We start from the raw sequence: 25,183 nt of genomic DNA, 5'->3' as shown, positions 1-25,183 counted from the left end.
GATGCCCGCGCAGAACCTGCTCGAGCGGTACGAGGCGCGTCGCACGCGCAGATTCCTCGACAACCAGGAACGGATGTCCGGGTGGCTCCCGACCTGGCGCACCCGAGCGCGTCGCCGGCTGCTCACCGTGATTCTCGCCGTCGTGCTGGCCTGCATGTTCGTCGCCACGACCGCGACCTATTTCGTTCCGCTCGCCGCACTCGCCTGGCTACCGCTGACACTCGTGTTCCTCGTGACCTGGACGTCCCTGCAGATCGTGTCGAGCCGGCTGTCCGACGCACCCCGGCACGCGCTCGACGAACGGGAGATCTCCGAACGCAACAGCGCCCGGTCGATCGGGCTCGGTGTCGCTCAGGTGCTCGTGATGATTCCCATCCTGGCACTACTGCTCGGATCGACCACGGACAGCGTCGACCACCAGGATCTGGCCTACGCCGCAGGAGGTTTCACTCTGGCCTCGATCCTGTTCGCCGGCTGCCTGCCCGCGATGATCCTGGCCTGGATCCGCCCCGACGACGACCCGGAGGACCATCTGTGACCTTGACGCTGAGCCACCTGACCAAACGCTACGGCGACATCGTCGCCCTCGACGACCTGAGCTTCGAGGTCCGGCCCGGCGAACTGTTCGGGTTCGTCGGCAGCAACGGCGCCGGCAAGACCACCACCATGCGCATCACGCTGGGCGTGCTCGCCGCGGACTCGGGTGAGGTGCTGCTCGACGGCAGGCCGGTCGATCTCGACGTGCGCCGCACCATCGGCTACATGCCGGAGGAACGCGGACTGTATCCCAAGATGAAAGTGGGACAACAGCTGTCGTATCTCGCTCAGCTGCACGGCCTGTCCCGTTCCGACGCGGACGGCGCGGTGCGCCGGTGGACGGAACGCCTGGGCATCGCCGAACGTCTCGGCGACACCGTCGATTCGCTCTCCCTCGGCAATCAGCAGCGCGTCCAGCTGGCCGCCGCGCTCGTGCACGACCCGACGGTTCTCGTGCTCGACGAACCCTTCTCGGGCCTCGACCCCGTCGCCGTGGACGTCATGAGCGAGGTGCTCATGGAGAAGGCAAACAGCGGTGTTCCCGTGGTTTTTTCGAGTCACCAGCTCGATCTCGTCCAGCGCCTGTGCCACCGCGTCGGCATCATCGCGAAGGGCCGGATGCGTGCCGTCGGCACCGTCGACGAACTGCGCTCCGGCGGCGACGCCCGCCTCGTCGTGCACGCACCGCAGGCACCGCCCGACTGGGCGGACGGACTGCCCGGCGTCGGCACCGTCGAGCACACGGACGGCCGGACCGTGCTGTCCGTCGCACCCGGGGTCGACGACCAGCAGATCCTGAAGACCGCACTCGAAACCGGGCCCGTGCACGAATTCTCGCTGCACCGACCGTCGTTGGCCGATCTGTTCCGGGAGGTGGTGTCCGCATGAGCGCCCCGTTGACCACGACACGTGCGATCGGGCTCGTCGCGCGACGCGAGTTCGTCACTCAGGTTCGGAAGAAGAGCTTCGTCGTCAGCAACGCGATCGTGCTCGTCGCGATCGTGGTGGGCATCGTCGCGATGTCGATCTTCGGCGGATCCGACGACGACCGGCCCACCGTCGGTGTCGTCGCCGCGCCGCAGCTGAGCGCAGCACTCGGCGCGATCGGCGACGCCACCGGCATGCCGCTGGAGATCTCCGAAGTACCGGACGGCGATACGGGTCGCGCACAGGTCTCCGCGGGCGAACTCGACGTCGTGCTGATCCCCCGCGAGCCCGCGGGCGTCACCGCCGTCACCGAATCGAATATCGACGCCGGGCTGAAGACCGTTCTCGATGCCGCGGTCGCGCAGGACGCGCAGTCGGCGGCACTGATCGAACGCGGAGTCGATCCCGCCGAGATCGCCGACGCCACCGCGCGATCGACCGTCGTCGTCGAAGCGATCGACCCGCCCGATCCGGAGCAGGGTCAGCGAGTCGTCCTGTCGATCGTCGCCGTGGTGTTGCTGTACATGCAGATCCTGATGTTCGGCATGTACGTCGCCATGGGGGTCGTCGAGGAGAAGTCCTCGCGCGTCGTCGAACTGCTCCTGTCGACGCTGCGCCCGCTGCAGTTGTTGTGGGGCAAGATCATCGGCATCGGTGCCGTCGGCCTGCTGCAGCTCGCCGCGTACGGCGTTGTCGGTGTCGGAGCCGCCCTGGCCACCGACACGCTCACCATCACCGGCACCGCGCTCGGGGTGTTCGCGAGCACACTCGGCTGGTTCGTCCTCGGATTCGCGTTCTTTGCGGTGCTCTACGCCGCCGCCGGGTCGATGGTGTCGCGGCAGGAGGATGTCAACTCCACCTCTGGTCCGTTGATGATGATCATCCTCGCGATGTTCTTCGCCGCGTTCTCGTCCGTCGACGATCCCGACGCCACGTGGAGCACGGTACTGAGCTGGATTCCGCCGTTCTCGGCGATCCTCATGCCGCTGCGGATCGCGGCCGGCGTCGCATCACCGTTCCAGATCGTCGGCACGATCGTGCTCATGATCGTGGTCACCGCGCTCCTCGCTGTCGTGGCGGCGAAGATCTACCAGCGTTCGATCCTGCGGATCGGCCGCACCGTCACGTGGAAGGAAGCCCTCGGGCGGTGACACCGGTCCCGAAGCAGCCCGACGTTCCATCTCCTCCACGAGGATGGGCACACCGATGTTGCAGGAGTGGATCCCGACGGTGGTCGCGAACTTCAGGACGTCGAGGATCGCCTCGGGTTCCACGCCGAGTTCGAGTGCGGCACGGATGTGGCGCCGCACGCCGGGCGCATACATGTGCAGGCAACTGGCGTCCACCGCGATGCACAGGAGCTGGATCTCCCGGGGCGTGAGCGAGCCGGACTGCAGCGGCTGCATGGCCGCGGCCATGTACTGCTCGGTCCACGCCGGGTCCATCCGGTCCAGGTCGTCCCACAGCGGATTCCAGAAACCCTCGTCCCGCATGCGTTCCACGGTCGGGCGGGTTCCCGGGCCGGTCACGACACACCCGCTTGCGTCGACGAGGCGGACTCGACCAGCGCCCGCTTGAGGATCTTCCCGGTGGCGGTCATGGGCAGGACGGCCGTGAACTCGATCCGGCGCGGATACTTGTACGCCGCCATCTGCTCCTTGCACCAGTCGATCAGCTCGGCCTCGCCGAGTCGTTCTCCCGCCTCGGGGATGACGAATGCCTTGACCTCCTCACCGTGCCGCTCGTCGGGGATTCCGACGACCGCGGCCAGCGAGACCGACGGGTGGCTCATCAGCACCTCCTCGATCTCTCGCGGGTAGACGTTGAACCCACCCCGGACGATAAGGTCCTTGGCCCGGTCGACGATGTAGTAGAAGCCGTCGTCGTCCCTGCGGGCGAGGTCGCCGGTACGGAACCAGCCGTCGCGCATCACCTCTGCCGTCGCTTCGGGCCGGTCCAGATAGCCCTTCATGACGTTGTGCCCGCGCAGCACGAGTTCACCGACCGCGTCGGGCCCGGTCACGGGATTCCCGTCCTCGTCGACGAGCATCGCCTCGATCCCCCACACCGGAACCCCGATCGAACCGGGCCGCGGCTCCCGCTCGGGGTCGCTGAACATCGCCAAGGGCGACGTCTCCGACAGGCCGTAGCCCTCGAGGATTCCGATGCCGAAGCGCTCGGCGAACCGGGTCAGGATCTCCACGGGCAGCGCCGCCCCACCGGAGATCGCCCGGCGGAGTGTGCGGGCGATCCGCTTCACGTCGACGGACTCGTCCACCGCGCCGAGCAGCGCCCAGTACATCGTCGGGACACCCGCGAACACGGTGACCGATTCGGCGAGCATGAGATCCAGGGCGGCCTTCGCCTCGAATCGGGGCATGAGCACCAGCGTCGCACCGACAGACAACCCGGCGTTCATCGTCACCGTCTGCCCGAACGAGTGGAACAGCGGCAGCGTGAGCAGGTAGGTGTCGTGGCGCAGCGGATTGCTGTCGAACAGGCGGTTCGCGGTCAGTGCGTTGAGGACCATGTTCGCGTGCGTGAGTTCCGCACCCTTCGGCCGGCCGGTGGTTCCGCTCGTGTAGAGCACGACCGCGGTGTCGGTCGGGCAGCGCACCACGGCACCGGTCCCGACCACCCAGTCCGGGTCGACGACGGGTCGCGCATCGCTTCCGTCGGCCGTCGTCACCACATCCGAATCTGCGGAGAGAAAGAGGATTTCGCGACAGCCGTCCGCTTCCGCGAAGGCGGACCGACCGTACTCGCCCGTCGGCAGCTCGTCCGTGCCCTCGAAGCAGAAGTAGAGGGCTGCGCCGGAATCGTTCAGGTGATAGGCGATCTCGCGGGGCTTGAGCAGGGTGTTCAGCGGCACCACCACACCCCCGGCCTTGAGGATGCCGTAGTACACGGCGGGAAACGCAGGAATGTTCGGGCACGTCAGCGCAATTCGGTCGCCGGGCCGGATACCGCGATCGATCAGCAGAGCCGCGATTCGGTCGGCGCGGACATCGAGTTCGGCGTAGGTCAGCCGCTCGGTGCCGTGGACCAGCGCGACCCTGTCCGGGTAGCGGCGAGCGGAATCCTCGAGAAGCACGGAAAGATTGAACATGGGATGGGTAGATCCTGTCGTTGCGGTGTGTGATGCCCGGAAGAACTCACTCTGCCTGTGAGAGCACCGGACTCGTGTCGTCGATCAGCTCCTGCAGCAGCGTCTCGGCGTCGGGCCAGAAGCCGTATCCGGCTGCGGGATTCAGATGCCCGACGTCACCGAGATCGACCAGGCGGCTCCCCCACGCCTCGGCCATTCCGGCGACCCGGCGGAAGCCGGCGAGCGGGTCGTTGCGGCTGGCCGCGACGATGCTCGGGAACGGCAGGATACGGCGGGGAATCGGGGTCCATCCCCCGTGTTCGAGTTCGTCCGTCGTCGGATATCCGGCCGGCAGTGGCAGTTCGACGTCCGCGGGGGTCGCGAGCAGTGCCCCTTGAATCGGGCGGGTCGGATTCTGTGCCCAGTGGACGGTGGTGACGACGCCGGCGCTGTGCGCGACGAGCACCACCGGACCGGCGGTGTCGGCGAGAACGGCGTCGAGGGCAGCGACGCGGGCGGCGCGATCGAGTTTGTGGTGTTCGAGCGGCGGCACGATGCGGGCGTCGTCGAGTCGTTCGGCGAGGAGGGTCTGCCAGTGGTCGGCGACATGGTCGCGCAGGCCGGGCACGATGACCACGGTCGGGGACGAAGAAGTGTTCACAGGGAGCTCCGGGGGTCGTCGAGGTACGGTTCGGGGTCAGCTGACCTGGACGGCGCGGTCACGCAGCTCGGCGAAGCGGCGCAGACCCGCCGGATACAGCCGCTTGCCTGCGATCAGCGCGACGATGGCGACGACATAGATCAGCGGCGCCAGCTGCAGCGCGCCGACGAGGCCGAGGCGGTCGGCGAGGATGCCGATGACGAACGGTCCCAGCGCGAGGCCGAGCAGGTTGTTCGCGACGGTGAGGGTGCCCATGGCCGAGGCACGGACCGAGGAATGGGTGAGGTTGGCGACCATCGCGGCCGTCGGGCCGGACGATCCTGCCGAGAAGAACGCGCCGATGCCGAGGAGCACCAACTGTGCGGTGCCTGCTTCGAGGCGGAACGCCGCTACCAGGGTCACCAGCGAGATCGCGCAGTAGACGATGGCGGTGGTCCACTTCCGGGCGATGTCCAAGCGCCCGACGCGGTCGGTGATCACGCCGCAGACGACCATGCCGCTGCCGATGAGGAGCACGACGATCGCTGCTGCGGCGGCGGCCTTGTCGGGAGCGAGGCCGTAGTACCGGTTGAAGAAGCTGGGTGTCCACGAGAGCAGGACCGCCGCGGTGAACATCTGCAGGCCGCCACCCGCGTAGGCGCACAGCACCGCGGGGTTGGTGAACAGGCTCGACACGGGAGCCCGGAAGCCGTCCGGCGGTGACGCGACCTTCGTTTCGGGAGCATCGTCGACCGAATACCGCGCCAGCTTCCGTTCACTGACGAGTGCGCGGAACAGCGCCACGAGGAGAAGCCCGAACACCGCCATCGCGGCGAACGACCACCGCCAGCTCAGATGCACGGCGATCAGACCGCCGAGCGCGACACCGACGACCGAGCCGAACGAACCGCCTGCCATGAATGCGCCGCTGAGGGTCGCGTGGATCCGCGGGGCGAACACGCTCAGGACCAATGCGATTCCGACGCTGCCGTAGGCCGCTTCACCGACACCGACGAGGAACCTGGCGCCGAGCATCTGCTCGTAGTTGCTCGCGACCGCGCACAGCAATGTCGCGGCGGACCACAACGTGGCCATGAGCACCAGACTCTTGACGCGACCCCACCGGTCGGCGAGCAGCGACAACGGGAGGGTGAGCAACCCGACCATGAGCGCGACGACGCTCGTCAGCGAGGCCAGTTCCGAATCGGCCAGTGCCCATTCGGTTTTGAGAAAGGGGAAGACGGCGCTGAGGACCTGCCGCGACATGTAGTCGGAGAGCAGCAGACCGAAGGTGAGTGCGAAGACGATCCACGGGTAGGCCCGTGAGCGGGTGCGCGGTCCGGCGACGGTGGCGCCCGGATCGGCGACAGAGGTGGTGTGCAGTCCCATGGGTGCTCCTGGGGAGACGGTTCGGTGAGTGGGGACTCGGCGGGCGGTGCGGTCCCGGGGCACGATGCGAGTGCGTGCCCCGGAACCGCTGGGTGTAGCGAGGTCGATCAGGCGTGCTGTGTGAAGCCGACCTGCCCGGGGCGACGGTTGGGCGCGTAGCCGAGCTTGGCGAGGGTTTCGTCGGCGTCGCGGTAGGTTTCGCCGATCTTGTAGATGTCGCGGGCTTCCTTGCCGGTGGCGACCTCACGGCCGAGTTCGCCGGCGATCCGGACGAGCTGCTGGATCTGCTGGACCGAGGTCATCTTCCGACCCTTGCGACCCCAGAGGGTGTCCTCGTTGCCGCACCGGGTGTGCAGGCCCATCGCGATCGCCATCGTGTTGACGGGAAGCACCGAGCGCATGAGGGTTTCGAGGGTCAGGCACGCACCGTCGGGGACGCGCTGGATGAAGTTCATGATGTTGTACGGGTTGGGGCCGTCGAAGCCGCCGCCGATGCCCACCCACGTGAGGTTGAGGGGTCCGGTGTAGACGCCGCGGCGGATGAGCCGTTCGACGGTCTCGAGCTGCGGGATGCTCGACAGCTGGAAGTGCGGCTGGATGCCCGCCGCCTGCAGGCGGCGCAGGTGCTCCTCGACCCACTCGGGTCCGGCGGGCACCGTCATCTCGCGGTAGGTCGTGGCCAGCTCCGGGCGTTCCATCGAGGTACCCGCGATGTCGTCCGCGGTCATCAGTTCCATGATGTTCATCTGCGAGGTGTTGATCGCGATGGTCACCTGATCCGGCTTCGGGTCGAGCTCGGCGAGCATGTGCCGCACGTCGTCGTCCAGCCACTTCGCTTCGGCGCCTTCACCTTCCGGAGCGAAGGAGATCGAGCCACCGACCTGCAGGATCATGTCCGGCACGGCCTCGCGCAGGCCGGCGAGGAGCTCGTTGAACTTCGACAGTCGCTTCGAGCCCTTGCCGTCGAGTTCGCGAACGTGGATGTGCAGCACCGTCGCGCCGGCCTCGTAGCAGTCCACGGCCTGCTGGATGTGCTGCTCCATGGTCAGCGGCAGGTCTTCGGGAAAGTCGGAGGGTTCCCACTCCGGGCCGTAGGGGGCCGCGGTGATGACCAGCTTCTCCTGGCACTCGGGGAACAGGGCGTCGTCGTGGAAATGCATGGGAGGTCTCCGTATCGGTATCGGGGGGATCGGGGGAAGGTCAGAAGGGGCGGTCGCCGACGATTCCGGCGCGTTCCATCCTGCGGACGGCCGGCCAGTAGTCCTGGACCGCGTAGTGCTGGGTGGATCGGTTGTCCCAGATGGCGATGCTGTTCCGGGTCCACCGCCAGCGCACCTGGTACTCGGGGATCGCCGCTTGGGATGTCAGGTAGCGCAACAGTTCTCCGGCGCCGGGTGCGTAGTCGCAACCGAATCGCACGTTCTCGGGGGTGTGGTAGTTGACCAGGTGCGTCGTGAAGGAATTGACGAACAGGATCTTCTCGCCGGTTTCCGGGTGGGTGCGAACCACCGGGTGCTCGGCGTCGGGGAACTGCGCGTGCAGTGCATGCCGCTTCTCCGTCGACAGTGCCGCACCGAAACTCGACTCGATGCTGTGCCGCGCGCGCAGGCCGGCGATCTTGTCCTTCACCGCATCCGGCAGACGACGGTAGGCCTCGACCATGTTCACCCAGATGGTGTCGCCACCGACGGGAGGTGTCTCCACGCACCGGAGCACGCAACCCATCGGCGGGTTCTCCCGCCACGTGGCGTCGCAGTGGTAGGCGTTCTCGTAGTGCTCGGGCGCGCTGTCGAGATCCTTGTAGATCCGAACCAGGCCGGGATGCTCGGGGTGGCTGCCGAGGACGGGGTGGTCCTCGAGTGCACCGAAGCGTTCTGCGAGAGCGACGTGTTCGGCGCAGGTGATGTCCTGGTCCCGGAAGAAGAGCACCTTGTGCTCGAGGAGCAGCGCGCGGAGCTGGGCGAACAGTGTCTCGTCGCGGGCGACGTCACCGAGGTACACGCCGGACAGTTCGGCGCCGATCGTCGCGGTGAGCCGCTCGACCCGGAATGCGGTGCGGGTGTCGCCGGCCGGAGGGAGCGTTGTGGTCATGGGAGTGTCCTTCGAGGTGGTGCAGATCAGAGGGTGAAGACCGAAGAGCCGATGCTGCGGCCGGATTCGATGTCGCGGTGCGCGCGGACGGCGTCGTCGAGCCCGTACCGCTGGTTGATCTCGATGGTGATGTCGCCCGCCGCGACGTGCGAGAAGAGCTCGCCGGCGAGTTCGGCTCGCTCGGCCGGGTCTGCGATGTAGTCCGCCAGCGCGGGGCGGGTCACGTACAGCGAGCCCTTGATCGCGAGCTGCATGGCGTCGATCGGGGGGATCGGCCCCGAGGCGGTACCGAAGCAGACCAGCAGACCCCGGCGGGCGAGCGAGTTCAGCGACGTCTCGTAGGTGGTGGCACCGATGCTGTCGAACACCACCGGGACGCCCTTGCCGTCGGTCAGTTCGCGGACGCGGGTGGCGACGTCCTCACGGGTGTAGAGGATCACCTCGTCGCATCCGTGCGCCCGGGCGATCTCGGCCTTCTCCTCCGTGGACACGGTCCCGATGACCTTGATTCCCAACAGCTTCGCCCACTGGGTGAAGATCAGGCCGACACCGCCGGCGGCGGCGTGGAGCAGAACCGTGTCGCCCGCCGAGAGCGGCCGGATCCGGCGCAGCAGGTAGGAGGTGGTCAGTCCGCGCATCGTCATCGCCGCGGCGGTCTCGAACGGGATCGCGTCGGGCAGATGGATGAGATGCTCGGCGGGCATCACGCGCTCGGTGCTGTAGGCGCCGAGGGGGCTGCCGGTGTAGGTGACGCGGTCGCCGGGTGCGAAGTCCTCGACGCCGGCGCCGACCGCCTCGACCACTCCGGCGGCCTCGACGCCCATGCCCGCCGGCAGCGGCGCGGGGTACAGGCCGGTGCGGAAGTAGGTGTCGGCGAAGTTCATGCCGACGGCCTCGTGACGGATGCGGACCTCGCCCGGTCCCGGGTCTCCGACCTCGACGGCTTCCCAGGTGAGGACCTCGGGGCCACCGGTTTCGTAGAAGCGGACGGCTTTTGCCACGGTATCTCCTTCGCGGCCGCACCGGGTCGCAGGCGGGCTGCGACAGGTGGGGCCCGGTTTCGGGGTGCGTTCGATCCCGTTGCGGGATCGCGGAATTAACCGGCGCTGGTGCGCTCGGCTCCGGCGTTTGCAGAGCCGGCCTTTGTGATGTGACTAACACTACGGGGCTCACGGCCCGTATGCTTATCCCTATGGGACATGACCCTGTTCATTTCGGGACATCGGTGTGACGACGTGAAGCCCCTCGCCCGCTATGCGTCGCTCAACAACTACGTCGACCTCGCCCACTCTGCCGGGCTCGATCCCGCCCGCATGATCCGCGACGCCGGTCTCGATCCCGCCGGTCTCGGTCTCCAGGACCGCTGGGTCCCGGCGTCGGCCATCGCGACACTGCTGGAGAACTCGGCGACGGCGTCCGGGCGCGACGACTTCGGCATAGCGCTCGCCGGACTGCGCCGCTTCTCCAATCTCGGCCCGTTGAGCCTGGTCGTCCGCGAGGAACCCGATGTCCGCAGCGCCGTGAAGATGCTCGTGCGCTACCAGCACATGTACAACGAGGCCCTGAGGACCCACATCAGCGAGAACGGCGGGATCACGACCCTGCGCGTCGAACTCGACGTGGGCGTGCCCGGCGACTTCCCCCAATCGATCGACCTGGCCGTCGGGGTGCTGCACCAGCTACTGAAGGGATTCCTGGGCCGGACCTGGCGGCCGCTCTCGGTGTCCTTCACCCGTCCCGCACCCCACGATCCGGCTCCCTATCGCCGGATGTTCGGAACCGAGGTGCTCTTCGCCGAGAGATTCGACGGAATATCCCTGTACACCAAGGATCTCGACGCACCGAACGCCATGTCGGATCCGCTGCTGCGTCCCTACACCCGGAAGATTCTCGAAGGAGTCGACGCGCGCGAGGACGTCACCACCCTGAGCAGGGTCCGCGAGCTGATCGAACTCCTGCTGCCCACCGGACGGTGCTCGGCCGAGCAGGTCGCCCGGAGCCTGGGCGTCGATCGCCGAACCGTGCACCGCAAACTCGCCGAAGAGGGTCATACGTTCTCGTCGGTGCTCGATTCCACCCGCGCCGAACTGGCCTCGCACATGGTGGGCAACACCCGGTACTCGCTCACCGAGGTCTCCGAACTTCTCGGGTTCTCCTCCCCCGCGAACTTCTCCCGCTGGTTCCGAAAGCAGTTCGGCCGCAGCCCGAGCCAATGGCGAGCCGAGACCATAGGGGGCAGGTCCACCGAACCCGAGTGACATATCGAATCGATATGCCCTGATGCCGGAATGACGTCTATCGGTTTCGGCGTCCTCGGGCCACGGTGGGAGAATGGTTCTCTCCCCCACCGTCGCTACCACGCCTCCGATCCGGACGCGTCTGCGAACTCCGTTGCCGGGTCTCGCATTCTGCGCCGTGGGTGCCGCCGCGGCACTCGGCATCGCCCGACTGTCCGGCATCAGCCCGCTGCTGATCGCGATCGTCCTCGGAGCGACGATCACCAATTTCTTTGCGCTACCGTCCTTCACGGCGCCCGGTATCGCGGTCGCCTCGAAACGGCTGCTGCGCGTCGGAGTGGCACTTCTGGGCCTGCAACTGCTGCTCTCCGATGTTCTCGGCCTCGGCTGGGGCGTGCTCGCCCTCGCCGCCGCCGTGGTGGTGGGTGGGATCGCCGGCACAATGGCCGTGGGACGGCTTCTCGGCATGGAGTGGGGCGAACGCCTGCTCATCGCGTGCGGCTTCTCCATCTGCGGCGCCGCCGCGGTCGCGGCCGTCGAAGGGGTGACCGCAGCCCGAAAACAGCATGTCGTCACGGCCGTGGCGCTGGTGGTCGTGTTCGGGACCGCCATGATCCCCGGACTCCCGTTCGCCGCGTCGCTGCTGGGGCTCGACACGACTCGGGCCGGCATCTGGGCGGGCGCTGCCGTCCACGAGGTGGCGCAGGTCGTGGCGACCGGCGGCGCGATCGATGCCGGCCGTCTCGGAACGGCCGGGGCGAGCGCCCTCGCGGTCGCCGTCACCGTCAAACTCGCCCGTGTCGCGCTCCTCGCACCCGTGGTCGCGTGGATCGGTGTCGCCTCCCGCCGTCGCAGCACCACGGACGGCCCCGCCGGGCGGCCACCGCTGGTTCCGCTCTTCCTGCTCGGATTCGTCGGGTTCGTGGCGTTGCGGGCGACCGGACTGCTGCCCGACCCGGCGCTCGACCTCGCACCACTCGCCCAGACCGCCCTGCTCACCACCGCGATGTTCGCGCTCGGCACCGGGGTGAAGGTCTCCGTCCTCCGCGGGGTCGGCTGGCGCCCGTTCGTCCTCGCGACCGTCTCCACCGTCTGGGTCTCGGCGATCGCACTCGGCGGTGTCCTTCTCCTCGGCCTCGAACCGATCGTGTGACCGCGCGACGCGAACGTCCGTCAGTCGAGGTAGCGCTGTAGCGGCGTCGATTCCGGCTGATCGAGCCGCCAGAATGTGCCGCCGTCGCAGGTTACGGTGTCGCCGCTGATGAAGCTTGCGACCGCGCGGGCGGCGGTCGTCGGGTCCGGAAATCGTCGGCCCTCCATCGGACCGGCCGTGATCTCGAGGGTGCCGGTAGCCGGGTCGAACCGGCCCTTGACGCGGTAACCGCCCCGGTCGGCGATCACCCGCAGCCGCAGGTCCTCGACGACCTCGGGTTCGACCGACTTGCGCACCGCACCGGCACTTGCCTTCTTCGCACGGTTGCGGGCGCACCGCTCGGCCTCGGCCTCGGCCGCGTCGTCGTCGGTGTACAGAGTGGTGTCCTTGGCTGCTGCCAAGCCGAGCAGGTCCCAGCAGTCCTTGCCGTGGACGACGCTGCTGAGGGGGATGGCGTGACTGCCTGTGTGTGTCCGGCCGGGGACATCCGCCATCCAGAGGTCCACCTCGGCGGCGATGCCCGCCGCGACCTCGTCGGAAGGCAACACGAAGTAGCCCGCCGGGTCGCTTCCCAGGTCGACGAACACCCAGAACTGCGAGCCGGTGTCGTCGGTGTCGGGCAGGGCATCCTGCCGTCTGGCCTGCCAGTCCCCGTCGATCCTGGTCCGGACGCGGACGATGCGGCTGTTTCCGTCCGCACCCAGGACCTCGACCGGGGTGCGCGGCAGGTGGTCGAGCCGCTCGGCGCGGCCTCCACGCTGGATGACCTCGGAGATGAAGGCTTGGATCCCTCGACCGGCAGTGTCGTGCACTCGACTGCGTCCATTTCTGTGTCGCGACCCGTACGCCTCGGTGAGCTGTGTTGCGACGGGTCTACGCGGCACGACTCGGGTTACTGCACCCACAGTACGGGCACGGGGTGCGGCCACCACAGGACGCGTCGGCATCCGGTGGGTCGGGCCGAGTACCGGGCGACCACTCCGGTATAGCTTGACACCAGGAACGACAGGTGGAGGCGACGTGGCCGGCAGCAAAATCTCCGCACGGGAGTTCATCGACAGCGTCCTCGACGAGGGCAGTTTCGTCTCCTGGGACACGACACCCGTCGACGTCGGCGCCGACGAGACGTACCGCGCCGAACTCGCTCGTGCGGCCGAGCGTTCCGGCGTCGACGAATCGGTGATCACCGGTATCGGCACGGTGCACGGCCGTCCCATCGCGATCATCGCGTGCGAGTTCGCGTTCCTGGCCGGGTCGATCGGGGTGGCCGCGTCCGAGCGCATCGTGTCGGCGATCGAACGCGCCACCGCCGAAGGGGTGCCGCTGCTCGCGTCCCCCACCTCCGGCGGCACCCGCATGCAGGAGGGCACGCTCGCGTTCGTGCAGATGGTGAAGATCGCCGCCGCGGTCGCCGCGCACAAGGCCGCGCACCTCGGATACCTGGTGTACCTGCGCAATCCGACCACCGGCGGGGTGTTCGCGTCGTGGGGTTCGCTCGGCCACATCACCGCCGCCGAACCCGGTGCGCTCGTCGGCTTCCTCGGACCGCGCGTCTACAAGGCGCTGTACCACGAGGAATTCCCGCCGGGCGTGCAGACCGCCGAGAACCTGTCCGCCAACGGCGTGATCGACGGGGTGGCACCGCTCGAGGCCGTGCGACGGCTCGTGCACCGCACGCTGCGGGTGCTGGTCGAGCCGAGCAGCCCGGACGAGGGCGCCGAGGCGGCCGTCACGGACATCGACGAGGTGCCGGATGTGCCCGCGTGGCAGTCGGTGATCCTGTCCCGCCGTCCCGAACGACCCGGGATCCGGCAGTTGCTGCGGCACGCCGCGTCGGCGCAGGTACCGCTGTCCGGCACCGGTCAGGGCGAGGCCGACAAGACGGTGCTGCTCTCGCTCGCCCGGTTCCGGGGCGTGTCGTGCGTGCTGTTCGGTCAGGACCGCAGCGGCCAGTCCGCCGCGCTGACGATGGGGCCGGGTGCGCTGCGCGAGGCGCGTCGCGCGATGCGGCTCGCCGACGAATTGCGGCTGCCGCTGGTGCTGGTCATCGACACCCTCGGGGCTTCGCTGTCGCGTGAGGCCGAGGAGAAGGGACTCGCACCGGAGATCGCCCGGTGCATAGCCGATCTGGTGACTCTGCCGACCCCGACGGTGTCTGTGCTGCTCGGTCAGGGCACCGGCGGGGGCGCCCTGGCGCTGCTGCCCGCCGACCGCGTGCTGTGTGCGCAGAACGGCTGGCTGGCGCCGCTGCCGCCGGAGGGTGCGAGCGCGATCGTGCACCGCGACACGACGCACGCGCCGCAGATGGCCGCCGCGCAAGGAGTTCGCTCACGAGATCTGTTGCGCCACGGCATAGTCGACGGTGTGATTCCCGAATTCCCGGATGCTACAGAAGAACCCACGGAGTTCGTGAAGCGGGTCGGCGCGGCCGTGGCCGTCGAACTGGGCGATCTGGCGAGCGAACCCGCCGATACGAGGTACGCGCGGCGCCTCGAACGCTACCGCCGGCTGGGGTTGCCCGACTGAAGATCCGACCCGGGAGCGTGCCGGCCGGGGAAGGTCACCGCAGGCCCCGGCGTTCCCGACCTCAGGGCAGCCGGCCGCGTCGGCCCGCGAGGCGCGCGAGTTCCCGGAGCACGCCGGGGGCCTTGCGCGCCACGGTCAGGACCGCCCGATCGGACATGGTCGGGCGCGGCGGTGCCGCCGACTGCGTCGGCCGTGCCCCGTTCGTCGCGGCGAACAGCCGTACCTGACCGGGGACGCCCTTGAGCCGGTGCCTGCCGAGGTCGGTGAAGTCGATGTCGGCGCCGGCCGCGAGATCACGCACCGTTTGTGAGCACCGCACCTGTCCCGGGCCGGCGGATGCGGCGATGCGGGCCCCGAGGTGAACCGTCATCCCGGTCAGTTCCGGACCCGCGCGGGCGACCGGCCCGGCGTGCACACCGGCCCGGACCGAGAGTCCGAGTTTCTTTGCGGCACAGTCTATTCTATGCGCGCAGTGCAGCGCGGCCGCCGGTCCGTCGAACACGCTCAGGGTGCCGTCGCCGGCGATGCCGACCAGACTGCCGCCGCCCGCCCCGACCTCGCCGCGCACCATCCGGTCGTGTGCGGCCAGGAGTTCCGCGAACCGGTTGTCCCCCAGCCGCGCGAGCACCTCGGTCGAGCGCACGACGTCGGTGAACAGGATGGTCGCGAGAAAGCGGTCCGCGTCGACCGGCCGAACCGTGCCGGTGGCGAGTTCCTCGACGTGGTCGAGCACCGGGATCAACGCCTCGCCGAGGGTCGCACCGGCCGGGATCGGCGGCAGGTCGTGGAAACGGCCGTTCGGCACGAGTTCGGCGACCCGGCGGACGGCGTCCCGGGCGAACAGGCTCTCCGGCTGGTGCAGCACCTCGGTGCGGCACTGGATCGAGGGCAGCACCTGCACGTAGCTCACCCGCATCGCCCACTCGAGATGCTGCTGCGCGGTTGCCGGTGTGGCAGAACAGCGTTCGAGCATGGCCATGATGCGGCGGTTGTGCGGAACATCGAGGGTGGGGTGCGCCAGGGAGGTCAGTTCGCCGTGCCCCCAGCGTGCGTACGCGCCCCGGAAGGAATCGACGAACCGGTCCCGTTGGGCGCGGGTCCATCCGGGCGGCGGCTCGCCGTCCTCGGACAGCAGAGCCTCGGACCAAGGCTCGGCGAGGACCAGCCCGGCGACCCGGTCGGGACAGCGGGCGGCGAGCAGGGCGACCGCCCCGCAGGTACTGGAGGCTCCGACCAGTGTCACCCGCGCGACACCGGCGTCGTCGAGGACCGCGAGGACGTCGTCGGCCTGCTCCTCGAGGGTCGGAACGTGGTCGACCGGATCGGACAGCCCGAAGCCGCGCCGCTGGAAGAACAGCGACCGCGCGAAGCTGGAGCAGCGTTCGAAGTTGTAGTGCAGATGCGGATCGGTCCACATCAGGTCCGGGTGCATCATGTCCTCAAAGAACCAGGCCACCGGGTGTGGTCCTCCGCCCACGAGCTGGTACGCCAGTGCGTGACCGTCGCGCTGGATGTACCGCGTCACGGGCGGGTCCATGGGACAACGATAGGCGGCGACCGGGCGAGCTGCGAGGGATCAGCCCCTCGTCCGACCCCGGTGACCCGGCGCGACGAGATTCCTGCTCACCCGCTGGAGCCCGCGACGGCACCCGCGGTGACGGCCGCGATCATCGCGGTGTTGACCGCCTCGACCGCCTGACGGACCGCGGCTCCCGCCCATTCCCCTTCTGCGATCTCCTTCGCGCGCTTGTTCACGGCACGCTTGTCCGCGTCCGGGAACACCTTCGAGGCCGCGGAGACGGCCGAGAGCATCGAGACAAGGGCCGCGGTCCGTGGCGCCGGAGTGAGACCGTCGACCAGCGCGGCCCGCAGTTCGGCGCGCACGTGCCGCTCGTGACTCTCGTCCACCGCGGGCCACCGGCGCGTCGTGAACAGTCCGAGGATCCGACCGCGCTCTTCCCGCAGCCAGCCCCGGTCGACGATTCGATCGATCAGCGTGTCCTGCAGACCCTTGGTGAGCTTCTCGATCGCCGACGCCGGTTTCATCGGTTTCGCGTCCGCGAGCCTGCGGGTGGCGTCGGCGAGCACCGGATCGTCCGGCGCCGGGTCCGGGCGCACCACGAGCCGGCCCTTCCGGACGACGCTGCCGTCGACGTCGGGCGTGACGGTCCCGGCGAGCGCGAGTTCGAGCAGCACCGCCCCGGCCAGCACCCGCGGCAACCGGATACCGTCCACGATCGGTTTGCCCGATTCGTCGTCCAGCAGCAACAGCAGCAGGTCTTCGGCGAGCAGCGGCATGTAATCCACGTTACTGTTCGCCACCCGCTCGTCGACCGATTCGGACCGTCCGTCGCACGGCATCCGCACCGAACCGCGGGGTGGCACCCGGGGCACCGTCCGGTCGCATAAGGTGTTCGGCGTCACAGTGCTGTGTGGAGGAAGGACACGAATCGATGAGCTCGTACGCGGAGGCGTTCCGGCAGAGTGTGGAGGACCCGGAGACCTTCTGGCTCGACGCCGCGCGCGGAGTGGACTGGGTGAACGCACCGACCCGGGCTCTCGACGGTTCCGAGGCGCCCTCCTTCCGCTGGTTCCCGGACGGCACGCTCAACACCAGCGTCAACGCACTGGACCGGCACGTGCAGGCCGGCCACGGCGACCGCACCGCGCTGATCTGGGACTCGGCGATGGTCCCGGCCAAGCGCACCTACACCTATTCCGAGCTGCTCGACGAGGTTGCCGTGTTCGCCGGCGTGCTGCGTGACCAGGGCATCGTCGCCGGGGACCGTGTCATCGTCTACATGCCGATGATCCCGGAGGCAGCCATCGCGATGCTCGCGTGCGCCCGCATCGGCGCCGTGCACTCGGTGGTGTTCGGCGGGTTCGCCGCGAAGGAACTGGCCACCCGCATCGACGACGCGCAGCCGGCGCTCCTGGTGACCGCGTCCGGCGGTCTCGAGCCGGGCCGCACCGTCGAATATCTCCCCATGGTCGAACAGGCGATCGGCCTGTCGCAGACCCCGCCGCACACCGTGATCGTCAAGGACCGCGAGTCCATCCCGGGCTCGGCCGCGGACTACAAGACCTCGTCGGCGGCGTGGTTCGACTGGGACGAGCTGGTCGCCGACGCCGGCCCGGCCGATCCGGTCCCGGTCGCGGCCACCGACCCGCTGTACATCCTGTACACCTCGGGGACCACCGGGAAGCCGAAGGGTGTGGTCCGCGACAACGGCGGTCACGCGGTCGCGCTGACCTGGTCGATGCGCAACATCTACGACATCTCCCCCGGTGACGTGTGGTGGACGGCCTCCGACGTCGGCTGGGTCGTCGGCCACTCCTACATCGTGTACGGGCCGCTGCTCGTCGGCGCGACGACCGTGATGTACGAGGGCAAGCCGGTGGGCACCCCCGACGCGGGCGCGTTCTGGCGGATCATCTCCGAATACGGTGTCCGTGCGCTGTTCACCGCACCCACCGCGATCCGCGCCGTCCGCAAGGCCGATCCGAACGCCGAGGAACTGAAGAAGTACGACATCTCGTCGCTGCAGACGCTGTTCGCGGCCGGCGAGCGTCTCGACCCGGACACCTACGAATGGGCGACCGCCGTCCTCGACCGTCCCGTCGTCGACCACTGGTGGCAGACCGAGACCGGCTGGGCGATCGCGGCGAATCTGCGCGGCCTCGAACCGATGCCGCTCAAGGCCGGCTCCCCCACCGTCCCGGTCCCCGGCTACCGCGTCGAAATCGTCGACGGCGAAGGCAAGCGCGTCGAGGCCGGCACCGAGGGCAACATCGTCATCGCGCTGCCGTTGCCGCCCGGCACCCTCACCGGTCTGTGGCGCGACGAGGATCGCTACCGCCGCTCCTACCTCGACACGTTCCCCGGCTACTACCTCACCGGCGACTCCGGGTACATCGACGAGGACGGCTACGTGTTCGTCCTCGGCCGCTCCGACGACGTCATCAACGTTGCCGGACACCGTCTTTCGACGGGAAGCATGGAAGCGGTCGTGGCGTCGCACCCCGCCGTCGCCGAGTGCGCGGTCATCGGCATCCGCGACGAGCTCAAGGGCCAGCGGCCCAGCGGCTACGTCGTCCTCAAGGCCGGCGTCGATATCGATCCGGAGAAGCTCCGGCAGGAACTGGTCACGATGGTCCGCGAACAGATCGGTGCCGTCGCAACCTTCCGCGACGTGACGGTGGTGCAGGCGCTGCCGAAGACCCGATCCGGCAAGATCCTGCGGAAGACCATGCGGCAGATCGCCGATCACGAGCAGTACACGGTTCCCTCGACCATCGAGGACCCGGCGGTGCTCGAGGCGCTGGAGCGGCAGCTCGGCGGCTAGAGCAGAAGACGAAGGGACCCCGCCGCCGAGCGCTGCTCAGCGGTGGGGTTCTTCCGTGTCGTGGCCGGCGCCGGTGCGCAGCCGTCGTCCGTAGTCGACGAGTTCCTGCAGCTTCGCGTCGTTCTTCTCGCTCACCCGGGTGTCGCGCTCGGGTAGCTGCAGCGACTCCTCCGCCGCGATGCCGGCCTGCAGCTGACGGCCGCGCTCGAGTTCGGCATCGAATTCGGCGCCGAACAGCAACGCCAGGTTCGTGATCCACAGCCAGAGCAGGAAGATCACGGCGCCGGCGAGCGAACCGTACGTGCGGTCGTAACTGCCGAAGTTGGAGACGTAGAACGCAAAGATCACCGAGGCGGCGATCCAGGTGCCGATCGCGATGACCGATCCGAGGCTGAGCCACCGGAACTTCGGTTGTGCCACATTGGGTGTCACGTAGTAGAGCACCGCCACGATCACCACGACGAGCACGAGCATCACCGGCCATTTGGCGATGTTCCACACGGTGACCGCGGTGTCGCCGAGCCCGACGGCATCGCCGAGGGCACGCGCGACCGGGCCGCTGATCACGAGCATCGCGGCGGTCGCGCCGGCGGCGATCAGTGCCAGCGCCGTGACGAGCAGCATCAGAGGCCGCAGTTTCCACACCGGCCGGCCCTCGTCGATCTCGTAGATGCGGTTCATCGCCCGGCCGAACGCACCGACGTAGCCCGACGCGGTCCACAGCGCGGCGAGCACACCGATGATCAGCGCGAGCCCGGCGGACGGGGCGTTCACGAGCTGCTCGACCGGTCCACGCAGGGTGTCCACCGCCGAGGCGGGACCGAGATCCTCGACCATCTGCATCATTCCGTCGACCGTGGATCGTCCCTGCCCGACCACGCCGAGCAGCGACACCACCACGAGCAGTGCGGGAAACAGCGACAGCACCGCGTAGTAGGTGAGCGCGGCGGCGAGGTCCGTGCACTGGTCGCGGCCGAATTCGCGAACTGTCCTGCGGACCACGTACTTCCACGACGGTTTCGTCAGATCCGTCGGTGAGTCCGGTTTGCGGGGATCGTCGGGCGCGACCGTCCCACCGGTGCGTCCCGAGCCTTCGTCGACCGTCATGGCGCCATGAGTACCCGCGCTCGGCGGCCGACCAAACGCGCGCGCCCGGCGTCCATCCGACGTACGATGCGGCGATGTCCGATGCCATCAGCGGCTCGAGCGACGGGTTCTCCGCGATCGTGGACCGCCTCGACTATCCGATGTTCGTGGTGACCACGCGCGCGGCGAACGAACGCAGCGGGTGCCTGGTCGGTTTCGCCACCCAAGCGGGGATCGACCCGCCGCGGTTCCTCGTGGGCCTGTCCGACAAGAACCGCACGTTTCGGGTGGCCACCGCGGCCGATCATCTCGCCGTGCACGTCCTCGACCAGCGGAACCTGCCGCTGGCCGCGCTGTTCGGCGGGGAGACCGGCGACGAGGTGGACAAGTTCGCACGCTGCCGCTGGAGCGAGGGTCCGCACGGCCTGCCCATCCTGGAGGACGCCGCGGCATGGTTCACCGGCGAGATCCTCGGCCGGTTCGAACTCGGCGACCACGTCGGCTTCCTGCTCGCCCCCGACGAAGGTGAACTCCGCAGCGACCTCACCGACCTCGTGACGTTCCGGGACGTACGCGACATCGACGCCGGCCACGACGCGTGACGACGGCTCTCCCGACATCCGCTCGGTCCCCAGCCATCCTTCCCGACGATCGTCACAGCGTCTGACTGGGTGCCGAGCGGATACGGCGGAGTGCCCTCTCGAAACGCGCCACGAACATGCCGCCGGGAGTGCGGATGGTCCGCTGCAGGTCAGGGTCGGGTATGCCACTGTCGCGCAACCGCAGCCGGCTGAGGGATTCGCCGGGGCTCGCGCTGCGTCCGTCGAGGAAGCCGACGATGCGCCGGGCTGCGGCAATCCCGGTTCGCGGCGCGTCGAGCAGATCGTCGAAACACAGCCCCGGGTCGTGGCGCAGGGCGCTGTCCCCGATCACGACGGCTTCGTCCTCACTCACCGTCCGGGCGAGGTCGACGACGGTACGAGCCGGAGACGTGACGCGCATGTCGTCCAGTTCGACGACGTCCCCGTCGAGCCTCCCGGCGTGCCCGTAGCGCGTCGCCGACCGATACCCTCCTGCGTCGCGCCCGTTGGTGACGTGTACCCGCCCCAGGTCGGTACGCAACACGTCGAACCCGTGCAGGACGGCGGCGGAGATGTGGCTGAGTGCCGCCGAAGATCCGAGTTTCGCCCCTCGGCCGCGCATGGATCGTGTGCCGACCGACGTCGTCGAGATGCCGTAGTCCCTCGCTGTCGAGATAGACACCGGGCGTGAGCCGTGCGAGGTCGCCGCGTCGCACCGCCCGCCGCAGTTCGGCATCGGTACGGCCGGCCGCGAGAGCATCGCGTCGGAACAGCGGTTCTGCCATGTCGGCCGGCGTGCCGCACGACGGCCCGCCTCTTCGTCCGCGAACCGGTGATCGGCGGCGATCTGTGGATGGATGCGCCGCCTGTGGAATTCGTATCCGCTCGGTCCCCAGCCATCCTTCCCGACGATCGGACCAGCGGATAGCTGGCGGCACCGCGGATACCCGTGATCTGATCGGAGGATGCGCCGCCTCGACGACCCGATCGATCCCACCCGAACACTCGACGACGCCGGCCTGCGCGCGCTGTACGCCTATCCCCCGCAATTGGACGGGCCGTGGATCCGCGTCAACTTCGTGTCGTCGCTCGACGGTGCCGTCGCGGTGGACGGCCGATCCGGCGGGCTCGGGACCCCGGCCGACAAGAAGGTCTTCGGGATGTTGCGTGAGCTCGCCGAGGTGATCGTCGTCGGGGCGGGCACGGCCCGGGGTGAGAACTACGGGGGTGCGCGCACGAGTCCGGCGCTGCGCGAACGTCGCGCGGCGGCGGGTCTGCCCGAGACCGCGCCGGTCGTGGTGGTCACCGCGTCGGGCGATCTCGATCCGCAGATGCGGCTGTTCACCGACACGTTCGTGCCGCCGGTTGTGTTCACCAGTACCCGGGTATCCGATGCGAAACGTCGCGCGTTGGTCGACGCCGGTGCAGACGTGCGGGTCGTCGCCGATCACGAGATCGACGGCGTCACGCTCGTCTCGGCGCTCGCCGACGCCGGCTGGCGCCGGGTGCTGTGCGAAGGGGGACCGAGATTGTTCGGCACGTTGATCGCGGACGGGGTGGTCGACGAGCTGTGCCTGACGCTCGCGCCGATGCTGGCGGCCGGTTCGGCGGGTCGCATCGCGACCGCCCCGGTGTCGGCGCCGACGTCGATGCGACGCGAGCACCTGCTGGCCGACGACGACGGAACACTGCTGGGCCGGTGGGTCCGGTCCGATCACCGGGAAGGGGACTCGAATGAGTGACGTGGCGGACGGCACGCGGCAGTCCGAGGAGCTGGTCGAGCGGCTCGCCGACCTCATGGACGCCCACGGGTACACGGTGGCGTGCGCGGAGTCGCTGACGTCCGGGGCGATAGCCTCGCGGCTCGGCGCCGGGCAGGGCAGCTCGGAATGGTTCCGCGGCGGCATCGTCGCGTATTCACGGTCCGTCAAGCACGGTCTGCTGAAGGTACCCGAGGGTCCCGTGGTGTGCGAGGCGGCGGCGCGGGCGATGGCCGAGCATACGGCGCGGCTGCTGGACGCCGATCTCGTCGTCGCCGTCACCGGAGCCGGTGGACCCGACCCGCAGGACGGACGTCCGCCGGGGACAGTGTGTTTCGCGACGACCGGACCGGGCGGCACCCGTTACGAGGAGCGGTACTTCGAGGGCGATCCGGAGAAGGTGCTGGAGAAGACGGTGCGTCACGCCCTGACGTTGCTGGTGGACCGCGCCTCCGCCTGACCGTCGGTAATTCGGGTGCGTGCGGGTGCACGCGGCATCTACCGTACGAACATGCAGGTTGTGTTCACCAAGGGTCCCGGTACGAGCTACGACATCGCCGTGCACCGCGGAACCGGTGCGTCGCTGGCTCCGCGCAACGGTCCCGGAGGTCATCCCTATCTGCCGCACGATCTGGTGCACCTGCTCGTCGAACAGGTGGCCGGGATCGAACTCGGGGTGTTCGGGCAGCTCGCGGCGGGCGACAACGGCCTGTTCTGGCCGGCCGATCCCGCCGAGCGGGTGAAAGCCGCCCGTCACCGGAAGTCCAAGGGCGCCAAGCTCTCCGATCGGGCGAAGAAGGACATGGCCCGATCGGAGGAACTGGCGGGAATCGCCGTTCCGGTGTGGGAGGTGCGACGCGGGTTCGCGAAAACCTTGCCCGCGTACGTCACCCGCAACGAGATTCCACCCGCCGTCGAGCAGATCGTCGGACGACTCGACGACTACGCCGACCGGTGGCATGCGCTCCCGGTCGGCGAATCGCTCACCGTGACATGGTGATTGCTCAGAACACCTCGGGCGAGACGTCGAGCGTGGTGCGGTCCAGGCTGTCGAGCAGATCGAACTGCGGGCCGGTCTTCGGCAGCTCGAAGCGGTAGAAGTACCGGGCGGCAGCGCGCTTGCCGTCGAAGAAGGCGCCCTCGCGGTCGCCGACGGCGAGGAGCTGTTCGAGCCAGATCCACGCGACCACCACGTGTCCGACCGCTTCGAGGTAGACCGACGAGTTCGCCAACGCCAGTTCGGGATCGCGGCCCGCCCACAGCTTCGCTGTGGCGGTACCGACGCGCACGACGGCCGCCTCGAGTTCTTGCGCGTACTCGGCGGCGGCGCCACCGGCTGCCCGCGCCTTCGCGACGGTTCCGGCGATGGTCTCGCCCAGCAGCGCCAGACCGGCGCCGCCCTTCATGATCACCTTGCGGCCGAGCAGATCCAGGCCCTGGATGCCGTGGGTGCCCTCGTGGATCTGGTTGAGTCGGTTGTCGCGGTAGAACTGCTCGACGTCGAACTCGCGGGTGTAGCCGTAGCCGCCGTGTACCTGGATCGCGAGACTGTTCGCCTCGAGGCACCACTGCGACGGCCACGACTTGGCGATCGGGGTGAGCACGTCGAGCAGCAGGCCGGCGCGGTCGCGGGCCTCGGCGTCCGCGGCGCTGCGCTCCTCGTCGACGAGCTTGGAGCAGTACAGCCCGAGCGCGAGGGCACCTTCGACGTACGCCTTCTGCGCGAGCAGCATGCGGCGGACATCGGCGTGCTCGATGAGCGGCACCTGCGCGGAGGCCGGGTCCTTGTCGGCGAGCGGACGGCCCTGCGTGCGGGTGCGCGCGTACTCGAGCGACTGCAGGTACCCGGTGTAGCCGAGGGCGGTCGCGAGGAATCCGACGCCGATGCGCGCCTCGTTCATCAGCAGGAACATGTACGACAGGCCCTTGTTGGCCTCGCCGAGCAGGTACCCGACCGCCCCCTCGCGCCCGCCCGGGGTGAAGGAGCCGTCGCCGAAGTTCAGCAGCGTGTTGGTGGTGCCGCGGTTGCCCATCTTGTGGTTCAGGCCCACGAGGGCGACGTCGTTGCGTTCGCCGAGCGTGCCGTCGGCGTTCACGAGGAACTTCGGGACGATGAACAGCGAGATGCCCTTGACGCCGGCCGGTCCGCCGGGGATCTTCGCGAGCACCAGGTGCACGATGTTCTCGGTCAGCTCGTGGTCGCCGCCGGAGATCCACATCTTGGTGCCGGTCAGGCGGTAGGTGCCGTCGTCCTGGGGGATCGCCTTGGTGGTGATGTCGGCGAGCGACGAGCCGGCCTGCGGCTCGGACAGGCACATGGTGCCGAAGAACCGGCCCTCGAGCAGCGACGGAACGTACGTCGCGACCTGCTCCTCGGTGCCGTGGGTGGCGATGACGTTGGCGTTGCCGACGGTGAGGAAGGGGTACGCGGAGGTCCCGGCGTTCGCGGCCTGGAACCACGCCATCGCCGCGCGCAGCACGGTCACCGGCAGCTGCATGCCACCGAGCGACTCGTCGAAGCTCGCGGAGAGCAGCCCGGCCTTGGAGAACTGGTCGAGCGCCTCCTTGACCTCGGGGATCATCTCGACGCGCCCGTCCTCGCCGATGCGCGGTTCCTCGGCGTCGGCCTTCTTGTTGTGCGTGGCGAAATGCTTGGTGGCGAGGTCGGCGCTGAGGTCGAGGATGCCGTCGAACGTCTCGCGGGAGTGCTCGGCGAAGTAGGGGCGGCCGGTCAGCGACACGACGTCGAGCCAGTCGTACAGCAGGAAGTCGAGGTCACGCCGGGACAGGACGGGAGCGGGCATGGCTATCCTTTCAGGACG

Annotated in this window: 23 protein-coding genes and 2 pseudogenes; 11 read left to right on the top strand and 14 right to left on the bottom strand. The window is 68.9% G+C overall.

The features are described 5' to 3' along the window. Nucleotide 1: 1 nt before the first annotated feature. The 3 genes from ACWDUD_RS10225 to ACWDUD_RS10215 are packed head-to-tail and all read left to right on the top strand — an operon-like array spanning nucleotide 2 to nucleotide 2,615. Nucleotides 2-538 (top strand): hypothetical protein, encoded by a 537-nt coding sequence (locus ACWDUD_RS10225; protein WP_197250822.1) that lies wholly within the window; start codon nucleotides 2-4, stop codon nucleotides 536-538. Next, nucleotides 535-1,425, top strand: a complete 891-nt coding sequence (locus ACWDUD_RS10220; protein WP_197250823.1) for an ABC transporter ATP-binding protein — start codon at nucleotides 535-537, stop codon at nucleotides 1,423-1,425. The genes ACWDUD_RS10225 and ACWDUD_RS10220 overlap by 4 nt, the downstream gene beginning before the upstream one ends. Beyond that, on the top strand, nucleotides 1,422-2,615 hold the full coding sequence (locus ACWDUD_RS10215) for an ABC transporter permease (protein WP_450109226.1): 1,194 nt from the start codon (nucleotides 1,422-1,424) through the stop codon (nucleotides 2,613-2,615). The genes ACWDUD_RS10220 and ACWDUD_RS10215 overlap by 4 nt, the downstream gene beginning before the upstream one ends. Before the next feature lie 18 nt (nucleotides 2,616-2,633). Here ACWDUD_RS10215 and ACWDUD_RS10210 read toward each other — a convergent pair. From ACWDUD_RS10210 to ACWDUD_RS10180, 7 genes and pseudogenes are all read right to left on the bottom strand, one after another. Continuing rightward, nucleotides 2,634-2,957: pseudogene (locus tag ACWDUD_RS10210) on the bottom strand (carboxymuconolactone decarboxylase family protein); the annotation flags it as partial. 32 nt (nucleotides 2,958-2,989) lie between these two features. Continuing rightward, nucleotides 2,990-4,573: a long-chain-fatty-acid--CoA ligase gene (locus tag ACWDUD_RS10205; RefSeq protein ID WP_450109225.1), complete on the bottom strand. Its 1,584-nt coding sequence runs from the start codon at nucleotides 4,571-4,573 to the stop codon at nucleotides 2,990-2,992. A gap of 46 nt (nucleotides 4,574-4,619) precedes the next feature. Next, complete coding sequence (locus tag ACWDUD_RS10200; protein ID WP_197250826.1) at nucleotides 4,620-5,213, bottom strand: RBBP9/YdeN family alpha/beta hydrolase; 594 nt, start codon at nucleotides 5,211-5,213, stop codon at nucleotides 4,620-4,622. A 36-nt stretch (nucleotides 5,214-5,249) separates the two neighbouring features. Further along, a complete protein-coding gene (locus tag ACWDUD_RS10195) occupies nucleotides 5,250-6,581 on the bottom strand; it encodes an MFS transporter (RefSeq protein WP_197250827.1) in 1,332 nt (443 codons plus the stop codon). A 107-nt stretch (nucleotides 6,582-6,688) separates the two neighbouring features. Beyond that, nucleotides 6,689-7,741, bottom strand: a complete 1,053-nt coding sequence (locus tag ACWDUD_RS10190; RefSeq protein WP_197250828.1) for a BKACE family enzyme — start codon at nucleotides 7,739-7,741, stop codon at nucleotides 6,689-6,691. Nucleotides 7,742-7,781: 40 nt separating this feature from the next. Next, nucleotides 7,782-8,672 (bottom strand): TauD/TfdA dioxygenase family protein, encoded by an 891-nt coding sequence (locus ACWDUD_RS10185; RefSeq protein WP_248675379.1) that lies wholly within the window; start codon nucleotides 8,670-8,672, stop codon nucleotides 7,782-7,784. A gap of 26 nt (nucleotides 8,673-8,698) precedes the next feature. After that, nucleotides 8,699-9,673 carry a quinone oxidoreductase family protein gene (locus ACWDUD_RS10180; RefSeq protein WP_450109224.1) on the bottom strand — a complete coding sequence of 325 codons (975 nt, stop codon included), beginning with the start codon at nucleotides 9,671-9,673 and terminating at the stop codon, nucleotides 8,699-8,701. A gap of 234 nt (nucleotides 9,674-9,907) precedes the next feature. Here ACWDUD_RS10180 and ACWDUD_RS10175 point away from each other — a divergent pair, with 234 nt between their 5' ends. Both ACWDUD_RS10175 and ACWDUD_RS10170 read left to right on the top strand, forming a co-directional pair. After that, entirely contained in the window at nucleotides 9,908-10,930 is a 1,023-nt protein-coding gene (locus ACWDUD_RS10175; RefSeq protein ID WP_450109290.1) for an AraC family transcriptional regulator, read from the top strand. A 73-nt stretch (nucleotides 10,931-11,003) separates the two neighbouring features. Continuing rightward, nucleotides 11,004-12,062, top strand: a complete 1,059-nt coding sequence (locus ACWDUD_RS10170; protein WP_450109223.1) for a YeiH family protein — start codon at nucleotides 11,004-11,006, stop codon at nucleotides 12,060-12,062. 20 nt (nucleotides 12,063-12,082) lie between these two features. Here ACWDUD_RS10170 and ACWDUD_RS10165 read toward each other — a convergent pair whose 3' ends face one another. Beyond that, nucleotides 12,083-12,874: a hypothetical protein gene (locus ACWDUD_RS10165; protein WP_197250832.1), complete on the bottom strand. Its 792-nt coding sequence runs from the start codon at nucleotides 12,872-12,874 to the stop codon at nucleotides 12,083-12,085. A 208-nt stretch (nucleotides 12,875-13,082) separates the two neighbouring features. Here ACWDUD_RS10165 and ACWDUD_RS10160 point away from each other — a divergent pair, with 208 nt between their 5' ends. After that, a complete protein-coding gene (locus ACWDUD_RS10160; RefSeq protein WP_197250833.1) occupies nucleotides 13,083-14,588 on the top strand; it encodes a carboxyl transferase domain-containing protein in 1,506 nt (501 codons plus the stop codon). A 61-nt stretch (nucleotides 14,589-14,649) separates the two neighbouring features. Here the strand turns inward: ACWDUD_RS10160 and ACWDUD_RS10155 are convergent, their stop codons facing one another. Both ACWDUD_RS10155 and ACWDUD_RS10150 read right to left on the bottom strand, forming a co-directional pair. Next, the gene (locus ACWDUD_RS10155; RefSeq protein WP_450109222.1) at nucleotides 14,650-16,125 is read right to left on the bottom strand and encodes an adenylate/guanylate cyclase domain-containing protein; all 1,476 of its coding nucleotides are present in this window, start codon (nucleotides 16,123-16,125) and stop codon (nucleotides 14,650-14,652) included. 86 nt (nucleotides 16,126-16,211) lie between these two features. After that, entirely contained in the window at nucleotides 16,212-16,886 is a 675-nt protein-coding gene (locus ACWDUD_RS10150) for a GOLPH3/VPS74 family protein (RefSeq protein WP_450109289.1), read from the bottom strand. A 134-nt stretch (nucleotides 16,887-17,020) separates the two neighbouring features. Here ACWDUD_RS10150 and ACWDUD_RS10145 point away from each other — a divergent pair, with 134 nt between their 5' ends. Next, on the top strand, nucleotides 17,021-18,934 hold the full coding sequence (locus ACWDUD_RS10145; protein ID WP_308200821.1) for a propionyl-CoA synthetase: 1,914 nt from the start codon (nucleotides 17,021-17,023) through the stop codon (nucleotides 18,932-18,934). Between the two features lie 36 nt (nucleotides 18,935-18,970). Here the strand turns inward: ACWDUD_RS10145 and ACWDUD_RS10140 are convergent, their stop codons facing one another. Beyond that, nucleotides 18,971-20,041: a YihY/virulence factor BrkB family protein gene (locus tag ACWDUD_RS10140; RefSeq protein ID WP_197250835.1), complete on the bottom strand. Its 1,071-nt coding sequence runs from the start codon at nucleotides 20,039-20,041 to the stop codon at nucleotides 18,971-18,973. Between the two features lie 74 nt (nucleotides 20,042-20,115). Between ACWDUD_RS10140 and ACWDUD_RS10135 the strand changes: the two genes are divergently transcribed. Continuing rightward, the gene (locus tag ACWDUD_RS10135) at nucleotides 20,116-20,622 is read left to right on the top strand and encodes a flavin reductase family protein (protein WP_197250836.1); all 507 of its coding nucleotides are present in this window, start codon (nucleotides 20,116-20,118) and stop codon (nucleotides 20,620-20,622) included. Between the two features lie 52 nt (nucleotides 20,623-20,674). Here ACWDUD_RS10135 and ACWDUD_RS10130 read toward each other — a convergent pair whose 3' ends face one another. Continuing rightward, a complete protein-coding gene (locus tag ACWDUD_RS10130; protein WP_248675407.1) occupies nucleotides 20,675-21,283 on the bottom strand; it encodes a hypothetical protein in 609 nt (202 codons plus the stop codon). 34 nt (nucleotides 21,284-21,317) lie between these two features. Next, nucleotides 21,318-21,386, bottom strand: a pseudogene (locus ACWDUD_RS10125) (hypothetical protein); the annotation flags it as partial. A gap of 180 nt (nucleotides 21,387-21,566) precedes the next feature. Between ACWDUD_RS10125 and ACWDUD_RS10120 the strand changes: the two are divergent. The 3 genes from ACWDUD_RS10120 to ACWDUD_RS10110 are packed head-to-tail and all read left to right on the top strand — an operon-like array spanning nucleotide 21,567 to nucleotide 23,361. Beyond that, a complete protein-coding gene (locus ACWDUD_RS10120) occupies nucleotides 21,567-22,343 on the top strand; it encodes a pyrimidine reductase family protein (protein WP_450109221.1) in 777 nt (258 codons plus the stop codon). Further along, complete coding sequence (locus tag ACWDUD_RS10115) at nucleotides 22,336-22,821, top strand: CinA family protein (protein WP_197250838.1); 486 nt, start codon at nucleotides 22,336-22,338, stop codon at nucleotides 22,819-22,821. Before ACWDUD_RS10120 ends, ACWDUD_RS10115 begins: the two co-directional genes overlap by 8 nt. Nucleotides 22,822-22,872: 51 nt before the next feature. Further along, nucleotides 22,873-23,361 carry a hypothetical protein gene (locus tag ACWDUD_RS10110; RefSeq protein WP_450109220.1) on the top strand — a complete coding sequence of 163 codons (489 nt, stop codon included), beginning with the start codon at nucleotides 22,873-22,875 and terminating at the stop codon, nucleotides 23,359-23,361. Between the two features lie 4 nt (nucleotides 23,362-23,365). Here ACWDUD_RS10110 and ACWDUD_RS10105 read toward each other — a convergent pair whose 3' ends face one another. Next, nucleotides 23,366-25,165 carry an acyl-CoA dehydrogenase gene (locus ACWDUD_RS10105; RefSeq protein WP_450109219.1) on the bottom strand — a complete coding sequence of 600 codons (1,800 nt, stop codon included), beginning with the start codon at nucleotides 25,163-25,165 and terminating at the stop codon, nucleotides 23,366-23,368. Between the last annotated feature and the right edge of the window lie 18 nt (nucleotides 25,166-25,183).

The sequence above is a fragment of the Rhodococcus sp. NPDC003382 genome, assembly GCF_053589135.1.
The sequence above is the reverse complement of the archived record's forward strand: the minus strand, read 5'-3'. Positions and strand labels throughout refer to the sequence as shown.